This is a genomic window from Hymenobacter rubripertinctus (genome assembly GCF_003583925.1).
GTDB classification, from domain to species: domain Bacteria; phylum Bacteroidota; class Bacteroidia; order Cytophagales; family Hymenobacteraceae; genus Hymenobacter; species Hymenobacter rubripertinctus.
The window spans coordinates 43,634-52,155 of sequence record NZ_QYCN01000028.1 but is presented as its reverse complement, the minus strand read 5'-3'; the positions used below and the strand labels follow the sequence as shown (position 1 = coordinate 52,155).

Annotated in this window: 9 protein-coding genes; 5 read left to right on the top strand and 4 right to left on the bottom strand. The window is 62.1% G+C overall.

The features are described from left to right. The coding region (locus D0T11_RS16235; protein ID WP_245990938.1) for an MFS transporter at positions 1 to 404 on the bottom strand (404 nt) is incomplete at its 3' end. Positions 405 to 846: 442 nt separating this feature from the next. Here D0T11_RS16235 and D0T11_RS16230 point away from each other — a divergent pair. From D0T11_RS16230 to D0T11_RS16220, 3 genes are all read left to right on the top strand, one after another. Continuing rightward, positions 847 to 1,974 (top strand): hypothetical protein, encoded by a 1,128-nt coding sequence (locus tag D0T11_RS16230; protein WP_119656853.1) that lies wholly within the window; start codon positions 847 to 849, stop codon positions 1,972 to 1,974. Between the two features lie 2 nt (positions 1,975 to 1,976). Beyond that, a complete protein-coding gene (locus tag D0T11_RS16225; protein ID WP_119656852.1) occupies positions 1,977 to 2,666 on the top strand; it encodes a hypothetical protein in 690 nt (229 codons plus the stop codon). Positions 2,667 to 2,766: 100 nt separating this feature from the next. Beyond that, positions 2,767 to 3,450, top strand: a complete 684-nt coding sequence (locus D0T11_RS16220; protein WP_147374694.1) for a hypothetical protein — start codon at positions 2,767 to 2,769, stop codon at positions 3,448 to 3,450. 21 nt (positions 3,451 to 3,471) lie between these two features. Here D0T11_RS16220 and D0T11_RS22630 read toward each other — a convergent pair whose 3' ends face one another. The 3 genes from D0T11_RS22630 to D0T11_RS16210 all read right to left on the bottom strand — a co-directional run bounded on the left by D0T11_RS22630 (position 3,472) and on the right by D0T11_RS16210 (position 5,743). Next, the gene (locus tag D0T11_RS22630) at positions 3,472 to 3,624 is read right to left on the bottom strand and encodes a hypothetical protein (RefSeq protein ID WP_182888453.1); all 153 of its coding nucleotides are present in this window, start codon (positions 3,622 to 3,624) and stop codon (positions 3,472 to 3,474) included. A 55-nt stretch (positions 3,625 to 3,679) separates the two neighbouring features. Next, the gene (locus tag D0T11_RS16215; RefSeq protein WP_119656850.1) at positions 3,680 to 5,059 is read right to left on the bottom strand and encodes a hypothetical protein; all 1,380 of its coding nucleotides are present in this window, start codon (positions 5,057 to 5,059) and stop codon (positions 3,680 to 3,682) included. 96 nt (positions 5,060 to 5,155) lie between these two features. Further along, the gene (locus D0T11_RS16210; RefSeq protein WP_147374693.1) at positions 5,156 to 5,743 is read right to left on the bottom strand and encodes a helix-turn-helix domain-containing protein; all 588 of its coding nucleotides are present in this window, start codon (positions 5,741 to 5,743) and stop codon (positions 5,156 to 5,158) included. 343 nt (positions 5,744 to 6,086) lie between these two features. Between D0T11_RS16210 and D0T11_RS16205 the strand changes: the two genes are divergently transcribed. Together D0T11_RS16205 and D0T11_RS16200 are read left to right on the top strand one after the other, a co-directional pair. Further along, positions 6,087 to 7,964 carry an ABC transporter ATP-binding protein gene (locus D0T11_RS16205; protein WP_119656855.1) on the top strand — a complete coding sequence of 626 codons (1,878 nt, stop codon included), beginning with the start codon at positions 6,087 to 6,089 and terminating at the stop codon, positions 7,962 to 7,964. 77 nt (positions 7,965 to 8,041) lie between these two features. Next, positions 8,042 to 8,494, top strand: a complete 453-nt coding sequence (locus D0T11_RS16200) for a DUF4262 domain-containing protein (RefSeq protein WP_119656848.1) — start codon at positions 8,042 to 8,044, stop codon at positions 8,492 to 8,494. Positions 8,495 to 8,522 lie beyond the last annotated feature (28 nt).

Below are 8,522 nucleotides of genomic sequence, written 5' to 3'. Positions count from 1 at the left end.
ATATCGGCGATGAAGGCGGCCGTGCCGGTGGGCTTGAAGCCGGTGCTGAAGCCGTGGAGCAGGCGCAGGCCCAGGAAGCCGGCGACGGTGACGGTGAACGGGTAGAAGAAGCCGCAGATAAAGCAGATCAGCGAGCCGAAGACCATGACGGGGATGCGGCCCACGGTGTCGGCGAGCTTGCCCGAGAAGGGGCGCGCCAGGCCGGCCGTGAGCATGAACAGGGCAATGATGTAGCCCTTGTACTCGCCCCCGCCCAGGCGGGTGAGGTAGTCGGGCAGCTCGGGCAGCAACATGTTGAAGCTCATCGAAAAGAGCAGCGACGAGAGGCACATCAGCCAGAAGCCGGCCGTGTGGGTGTACACGCGGGCGGAAGTAGGAGCGGGGGCGGTGGTAACGAGGGGCATGGGGGCCGCGAATGTACGGCGGCGGCGGCCCCGGCCCCCAGGAAACGGCCCGACCGGGCGGATGCGCCCGCCGCCGCCACTGCCTGCTACGGCTGGCAACTGTTTCGCCGGGCAACGCGGCCTTTTCGTCGGGCGAAAGACGGGCCTCAACGGTGGGTAGAGCGGAAAATATTTTTTCTGCCAGCTTGAGAATCTACGGGCAAGTGCGTACTTGGAGCGCCTTAGCCCGCCGCGTAGCCGGCGGCAGCACCGCTATCCTATCCGATTAGCCGGGCGCGATCCACCTCCGCTCCCCGGAACTGCTCCCGCCGTTCCTTTCATCCTTTCCTTTTTATTCTATGAAACAACTTTCCCGCCTCCTGGCCGTGCCCTTGCTGGTGCTACTCGCGGCGGCACCGTGACGGTGGAAGAGCGCACCCGGCCAGCAATCGGAGGTAGAGCCGTGCCGCTGCGCAACGTGGAGGTGAAGTCGCGGCGCTGGTTTACGCTGGGCCAGGCCCGCACCGACGGCAACGGGCGCTTTAGCATCGGGCAGGGCTACCGCAGGGAGGCCAAGGTGTTCGTGGAGTTCAAAACCGAGCGGGCCACCACCCGGGGCATTACGTTCGGGACGCTGGCCCGGCCCTGGGAGCTGGTGCTGCCCATCCGCCACCAGCTGGGCTCCTACACCGGCAGCCAGATGCAGGGCCTGCGCTACCACTTCAGCTACCAGGCCGACGCCACCACCAAAGGCGCTTTGAGCTGGACGGCGGCCACCCTCTTCAATACCGTGGACGATATGTACGCCTACTGCGCGGCCAGCGGTATTCCGACCCCGCCGGCCAACCTGAACATCATGCTCTTTTCCCGCCTGACGAGCAGCGCCGCCACGCCCATGCTGCGCTACCTGACCGAAACCTCCCTGGTCTCGCAGATGATTAGCCAGACCCTGACGCCCGCCGGCCAGGTGCTCAAAGCCGTTGTTCAGCGCCAGCTGCCCGACATTACGTGCCGCTACGAAGGCAATGGCGAAGCCCTGCTGACGGACGAGCTGGATGAGACGTTTTTCCACGAGCTGGGCCACAGCGTGCACTACCGGCAGGCGGGCAACCTGTACTGGACGGGCTACATCACCCTGATCGTGGAGGCCGCCGCGAAAAGGCTGCTCGACAACTCCCGCACCAGCATCTACGGCCGCAAAACCGATAACGGGGCGGGTCTGATTGCCGTGAGCGAAGCGTGGGGAAACTACGTTGGAAACACCTTTGCCGCGCGGAAATACGATGCTATCAACTTGAATATCGCAAGGTTCAACCGTGACAGATTAGAATTTCAGACTCCGAATGACGACCCGGATGATGATGACAGATGGATCGTGTACGGTATGTTTCACGACATGACAGATAATACCACAGAGCCACCTGCTACCGGGGTCACGGATAACGTGAATTCGTATACGACGATCCAGCTCTATCGGGCCATGCAACCTGATGTGATGGGCGTGCGGAAGTACCAGCAACGCGTGCTGTCCCAGAATAATAACCGGCAGGCCTCGGAGATGGAGCAACTCGTTACTTCTTACCGCTGGTAGCCATGCGATACTTCCTGTTAACTCTGCTCTTACTGGCCGGCTGCGGAGAAAAGCCCGAGAACGAGTACACCGACTTCATCTTCCAACTGCCCTTCCAGATAACGGCTCGGGATACGGTGGCTGTGGGCGACACGCTCTGGCTCACGGCCGACTTTTCCGACCAGCTGCGCGAGTTCTACAGTGGCAACACCTACCCTGTCACCCCGCAAAATTTTGAATTGCGCAGTAAGTTAGGCTTGTATAGGCTGGCTATTACAGAGAAGAATCTGGCAAATCAACCCTCTGCTACAGGGGATTTTACTTTCATAAATAAAATAGGACAACTGGTAGACAGAGGTACAACCAACAGCCCTATTATTTATAGTTATATAAATGGCCGTTACTACCTCAGAGTTGGCTTAGTTCCAAAAAACAAAGGAGTCTTTTGCGCCAGCTTCTTGGATGGATGGGGGAGTCGTAACCGCGATGAATCTCCGCCTGACTTATCTTATTTGGTGCCAGGCCGCACGGCTGATGGTGGCAAGCGATATGCGAACTTCAACACCTTTTACTATTATATCAACGAGGGAAAAACGAACTTCTATTTGTTTAGGCAGCATTGCTTAGCTCTCTCGCTCAGTCCTGACCCGGCTATTAGAAAGGGCAATATCAACGCCGAGCAGGAGGCTTCGTTTACGTTCGTGGTCAAATGAGCGAGTCGTTGCAACCGGCCCCACTACGTGCCGTCGGGGGCGTAGCGGGGCACGGGGGCAGGACAATGGAGCAACTCGTTACTTCTTACTTATGGTAGCCATGCGATACTTCCTGTTAACTCTGCTCTTACTGTCCGGCTGCGGAGAAAAGCCGGAGAACGAGTACACCGACTTCATCTTCCAACTGCCCTTTCAGATGACGGCCCGCGACACGGTGGCTGTGGGTGATACGCTCTGGCTCACGGCCGACTTCTCGGACCAGTTGCGCGAGTTCTACAGTGGCAACACCTACCCCGTCACTCCGCAGAATTTTGAGCTAAAAACGCTGTTAGGGCTATTTGAGTTAACTTTGCCCGATAGAAGCATAGGAAATCAACCTTCAGCGACGGAGTATTTCACTTTCATCAACAAAACGGGCAGTCTGACCAATCTTGGCACCACGTTCAGCCCCGTCAGCTATGTTTATACGAGCGGACGTTACCAACTGAGGGTGGGCTTGGTAGCCCAACGGCGGGGTGTGTTCTGCGCTAACTTTCTGGATGATTGGGCAGGTCGAAGAGGCAAAGAAGCCGTGCCTGATCTTACTTATTTAGTACCGGGTCGTACACCAGATGGTGGTAAACGCTACGCTAGATTCGACGGGTTCTACTACTATATAAATGAGGGAAATACAAATTTTTACTTATTTAAACAACATTGCTTAGCTATTTCAGTCGTCAATAATCCCTCGGTAGGTAATATCAATGCTGAGCAGGAGGCTTCGTTTACGTTCGTGGTCAAATGAGGTAGTCGTTGCAACCCCCCGCTACGTGCCGTCGGGGGCGTAGCGGGGCGCGGGGGGCGGCACTACCGATACGGGGAATGACCCGCTGCTACCTGCTGGTTGGACGTGGCGCGGGCTCCAGGCGGCAACGTCCGGAGCCCGCGCCGTGTAGGGGGGCGCTACCGTTTCGCGCATCGGGAAACGGTAGTGTCCGTCCCGGGGCGGGCAGCAGCAGGGCTACGGCACCTGCTCAGATGCCTTCCTCGGGCGCTACCACCGAGTCCATCATCTCGCCCGGATTCGCAGCGGCTGGCTCCGGCGTTACTCCGGCCGGGTCGGCAGAGTCCTGCTCGTCCAGCTGCACCGTATCGGGCTGAATATCGAAGAGGGTGGGGGCGGCGGCTTCCAGGTTTTGGTCGGTGTTCTCGTCGGTGGCGGTAGCGGATTGCTGGGGGCGTACCGGCGGCTCTCCGAACCACTGCCGGGAGTAGCGCTGCACGGCCACCGCCCCCATCCCCACCAGGGCCAGCACCAGCAGCACCAGCGCCACCCGGGGCCACTGGAGCCGCCACGCGGCGGCCGGGGGCGTGGGCCGGAGCCGCGKGGTGGCGGGCCGGGTGGCGGGCGCGGCGGCGAAAACCGGGGCCGTAGTGGACCGCACCGGAGCAGGTGGAAGGGCGGGCGGCGCAACGGGCACAAGGGCGGGCGCGGCGGCCACGGGTGGCGCCTGGAGCTGCTGCACCTGCCGGCCCAGCTGCTGCATCCGGGCCTCCAGCTCCCGGTTGCGCGCTTCGGCCTCGGTCCGGGCGGCGTCGATGGCGGCGGCCAGCGCGTTTTTCTCCTGCGTTTCAGCGCTTAGCCGGGCTTGCAGGGCCACTACTTCGGCGGCGGCCGAAGGCGTGGCGGCCAGCTGCTGGCGGAGCTGGGCAATGCTCTGCTCCCGGGCCACTTCGCGGACTTCCATCTGCTGGCGCTGCTGCTGCAATTCGCCCAGCACCTGCCGCCGCAGCTGCTCCAGCCGTAGCTGCTCGGCCGCCTGGTTCGCGGGCGGCGGAGTGGGGCCGTAGGGCGGGTCGGCGGGTACGTCTTCGGCCCCCAGCCAGGCCCAGAGCTGCCGGCCTTTCTGCTCCCAGAAACCCGATGGAGCCTGCTCATAACCAGTTTCGAGCTCTGGGTCTTCCTCAGTCAGGCTATCGGCCCAGCGTTGCAGCACGGGCGCGGTCAGCGGTGCCTGGGCCGGCAACGCCCGCAGCGCTTCGGCCAGTTCCGGGGCCGGCACCACTGCCCAGCCAGCCGCATCAGCAACTACTAGCGCAGCGTTGGGCGGCACGAGGAAGCTGGCAATGGTGGCTCCTGCCACGGCTGGCAGCTCGGGCCACGTGCCCAGCCACTGAGCCAGCGCCGCTTGCTGGGCCGGCCGCGCCGCCGGAGCAGCTGCCGTGGGCCGCAGCACAGCCACCCGGCCCGGCAGCACCACTACGGCCGGCAGCAGAGCGGCCGTTTCCCCCACCGTCAGGTTAGCCAGCAGCAGACCTTCGGTTCCCGCCGCCTCCAGGGCGTCGCCCACGGCCGCAAACCAGTGGGCGGCGGCAGTATCGGGGAAGGGCGCAAAGGAGAGGCGGTGGAGCATGGGCAGGAGGGCGAAGCGTTGCTGCGCCCCCGAAAGAAGACAACCAACAAGGCCGGCAAAGTACGAACCCCAGGCCGAAGCCGCCCCCGGCCCGCGCTATTGCGCGCCGCTGAGAGCGGCCTGCTCGGCGGCCAGGGCGGCGGCCCTGGCCCGCAGCAGATGCCAGCGGGTGGCGGCTGCTGCCGGCAGGGGGCGGGCCTGCCGGGTCAGCCAGCCCAGCAGCCAGGCCGCGTGGTCGGGGTTGTCGGGGTCGGGGGGCACGGCGGCGGCGGCCTCGCGCAGGGCGGGCAGGGCCTCGGCCCAGTGGGCGGCCACCCGGGCGCGGGCTTCCAGGGCGGCCAGTTCCCGCGCCACTTTCGCCGCCTGCTGCCGGCACACCCGCCGCCGGAAGTCCAGCTCCGCCGCCTCGGGCGCGGGCAGGCCGGGCGGCGGGGCCGCCGATATTGGGGTCACCGGAGTCGGAGATGAGGGAGCCGCGTCGGCCGTGTCGGCGGGGGGCAGATGCCGCAGCAGCGGCAACAGCGGCAGCAGTGAAGTAGCCGTCAGCTTCCGCCGGCCGATTTCAACGGAATGGACGAAAGCGGGACTCACGCCCAGGTACAGGGCCATTTTGGATTGAGTAAGCCCAAACCAGGCCCGCACGCGGACTACCAGGTTGGTCGAGGACTGGGAACGACGGGGCATAGCAGCTTGTACAAGTATTTTATGATTTCCGAAAATACTTGTACAGTAACGATGGACTGGGTGTACAAGTATTTTTTGTTTTTGGAAAATACTTGTACAGGATTGGGCGGAGGTGGCGGGGTACGAAGAAGCCCCAGCGGCTGGGGCAGTAGGGTGCGGGGCTTGCCCCCGCCCGGCTTCGGACCAGACATTCGCGGCATTCTTCGCTCAACGACGGGCAGGGGCAAACTCCGCACCCTACAACCGGCAGCACAGCGGTAAGCGGGCCATGCGGCTTTCTGCGGCCGCCTGCCAAAACGGCCGCCCCCGCACCCCGGCCCGAAGTGTGCCGTACACGGGGCCTATGGCTCGTTCCGATTCGTTTCTCTCCACCATCTCCGCCAAAAAGCCCCGCGCCGACGGCAAACCCGGCCTCTCGGTGCGGGAGCGGTTTTCGGCCCTCAAAAACCTGCCGGCCTTCCTGCGTCTGATCTGGCAGACCAGCCCGGCCCTCACGCTGGGCAACGTGGGCCTGCGCCTGCTGCGCGCGGCCCTGCCCGTGGCCATGCTCTACGTGGGTCAGCTCATCATCGACTCCGTCATCGGCCTCAGCCGTCTGCCGGCCCCCGAGCGCGTGCTCACGCCGGTGCTTACGCTCATTGCGTTGGAGTTCGGCCTGGCCATTCTCTCCGATGCCCTGGGCCGGGGCGTGGCCCTGCTCGACTCCCTGCTCGGCGACCTGTTCGCCAACCAGACCTCCATCCGGCTCATGGAGCACGCCGCCGAGCTCGACCTCGACCAGTTCGAGGACAGCACGTTTTACGACAAGCTGGAGCGGGCCCGCCGCCAGACGCTTTCCCGCACCGTGCTCATGTCGCAGGTGCTCAGCCAGGCCCAGGATGCCATCACGATGGGGTTTCTGGCCGTGGGTTTGGTCGCGTTCAACCCCTGGCTGCTGCTGCTGTTGCTGGTGGCCGTGGTGCCGGCCTTCCTGGGCGAGTCGCACTTCAATGAGCGCAGCTACTCGCTGGTGCACGGCTGGACGCCCGAGCGCCGGGAGCTGGACTACCTGCGCCAGACCGGGGCCTCCGACGATACGGCCAAAGAGGTCAAAATCTTCGGCCTCGCGGGCTTCCTCACCGACCGTTTTCGCACGCTTTCCGACGATTTCTACGCCAAGAACAAGGCCCTGGTGGTGAAGCGCGCCGGCTGGGGTGCGTTCTTCGCGGCCGTGGGCGCGGCGGGCTACTACGCGGCCTACGTCTACATCATCCTGCAAACCGTGTACGGTCGCGTCAGCATCGGCCAGCTCACGTTTCTGGCCGGCTCGTTTGCCCGCATGCGGGGCCTGCTCGAAGGGATACTGAGCCGGTTCAGCTCGGTGGCCGAGGGCGCGCTCTACCTCCAGGATTTCTTCGACTTCTTCCGCCTCCAGCCCCGCATCCGCCGCGACGATGCCCGGCCGGTGCGCCCCTTCCCCAACCCCATTCAGGAGGGCTTCCGGTTCGAGGACGTGGGCTTCCAGTACCGCAACGCCGAAAAGTGGGCGTTGCGCCACCTGAACTTCACGCTGCAAGCCGGCGAAAAGCTGGCGCTGGTGGGCGAGAACGGGGCCGGCAAAACCACGCTCGTCAAGCTGCTCTCCCGCCTCTACGACCCCACCGAGGGCCGCATCCTGCTCGACGGCCACGACCTGCGCGAGTACGACCCGGCCGAGTTGCGCCGGGAAATCGGGGTCATCTTCCAGGATTTCGTGCGCTTCCAGCTCCCGGCCGCCCAGAACCTGGCCGTGGGCCGCATTGAGGAGCAGCACAACCGCCCCCGCATCGAACAGGCCGCCGCCCAGAGCCTGGCCGACTCGGTTATTGCCAAGCTGCCCGAGGGCTACGACCAGATGATTGGCCGCCGCTTCAACGGGGGCGTGGACCTGAGCGGGGGCGAGTGGCAGAAAATTGCCCTCGGCCGCGCTTACATGCGCGACGCCCAGCTCCTGATTCTCGACGAGCCCACCGCCGCCCTCGACGCCCGCGCCGAGTACGAGGTGTTCCAGCGCTTCAAGGACCTCACGCTGGGCAAAACGGCCATCCTCATCAGCCACCGCTTCAGCACCGTGCGCATGGCCGACCGCATCCTGGTCATCGAGAACGGCCAGTTCCAGGAAATCGGCAGCCACGAACAGCTGCTGGCCAAAGGCGGCCGCTACGCCGAGCTGTTCCACTTGCAGGCCGCCGGGTATCGGTAACGGGCTGGTTGGTAGAGTCGGGAAATGTGGGTAAGTTTCGGTAGGATAGGTACTGGGCAGTGAATCAAACAAAAACTATGACTGACGAACAAATAAGACAACACCACAACAATATTGATGAGAACATCAGAAAGTTTGGTTATAACTCAACTTTCGTATTTACCGACGATGGGCCTTCCTTTTGTTATTCGACTGGTGTTTATAGAAATTTTGCTATACCAGAAATATTTATTTCGTCTCTACCTAAAAACTTGTCACATGAACTCATTGAAAATTATGTGAACAAGTTTAAAAATAGGAAATGTATTCCACTGAATGAAAAAATGCATGACATAACTGATAGGTTCCCAATTTACTTGATAGAAGTGTCAAAAGAAAAATTGGCAGAATACACTCTTTCAAGTGCTAGATTTTATGGAAATGAGAAATTTGAATATGTACAATTAATCTATCCAGATGCAAAGGGGTATTTCCCCAATGACATCGGATACGATTATGACCAAATGATAATGGGGGAGTTTGAAAATTGAAAATTTGTTAACTGCTACGCCGAGCTAT